The 299-nt window shown below is 50.2% G+C and carries 2 tRNA genes; both read right to left on the bottom strand.

The annotated features are described in order from the left end of the window. Positions 1 to 68 precede the first annotated feature (68 nt). Positions 69 to 141 (bottom strand) — tRNA-His (locus ADF62_RS03030). A gap of 11 nt (positions 142 to 152) precedes the next feature. After that, a tRNA-Trp gene (locus ADF62_RS03025) sits at positions 153 to 223 on the bottom strand. Positions 224 to 299 lie beyond the last annotated feature (76 nt).

Raw genomic sequence — 299 nt, 5'->3', positions numbered from 1 at the left:
GATTCGAACCAACGCATGAGGGAGTCAAAGTCCCTTGCCTTACCGCTTGGCTATACCCCAAAAATATAGGCGAATGAGGGGAATCGAACCCCCGAATGTCAGAGCCACAATCTGATGTGTTAACCACTTCACCACATTCGCCACTTTACTAACACGGGCAGTAGGAATTGAACCCACACTGAAGGTTTTGGAGACCTTAGTTCTACCTTTAAACTATGCCCGTAACTATGGAAGGGGAGGGATTCGAACCCCCGAACCCGAAGGAGCGGATTTACAGTCCGCCGCGTTTAGCCTCTTCG

It is taken from the genome of Streptococcus sp. 1004_SSPC, assembly GCF_001069025.1.
In the GTDB taxonomy this organism is placed as follows: domain Bacteria; phylum Bacillota; class Bacilli; order Lactobacillales; family Streptococcaceae; genus Streptococcus; species Streptococcus vestibularis.
The sequence above is the reverse complement of the archived record's forward strand: the minus strand, read 5'-3'. Positions and strand labels throughout refer to the sequence as shown.